General features: G+C 72.9%; 1 protein-coding gene. It reads left to right on the top strand.

All coding sequences use genetic code 11. From position 1 onward, the window contains the following. Positions 1–92: 92 nt before the first annotated feature. A partial coding sequence (locus TN53_RS43395) for a GNAT family N-acetyltransferase (protein WP_234441882.1) occupies positions 93–332 on the top strand: 240 nt, incomplete at its 3' end.

Genomic DNA, 332 nt, shown 5'->3' with positions numbered 1-332 from the left:
CTCGTGGTGGGAGCTCGGCTACGCCCCGGACGGCACGCCGGCGGCCCTCAGTCTCCCCGCCAAAAACCCCTCGACCCGCGGTGATCGGCCTGGTGGCTGTGTCTCCCGCCTGCCGCGGCAACGGCTACGCGACGGCGGTGGTTGCCCGCGGCTCGCGGCTGCTGGTCGAAGCGGGCACCGAGGAGATCCGCGGCGACTGCGACGCGGCCAACACCTCCATGATCACGGCTTTCGAACGGGCAGACTACGAGAACTTCGCCGACCGCCAGGAGGTCGGGGGTGGAGAAGGGGCGCCCGGGGTTCCGGGCGTTAGGGGTGCGGGGGCGGTGGGG

The organism is Streptomyces sp. WM6386, from assembly GCF_000972385.1.
Classification (GTDB): domain Bacteria; phylum Actinomycetota; class Actinomycetes; order Streptomycetales; family Streptomycetaceae; genus Streptomyces.
The sequence above is the reverse complement of the archived record's forward strand: the minus strand, read 5'-3'. Positions and strand labels throughout refer to the sequence as shown.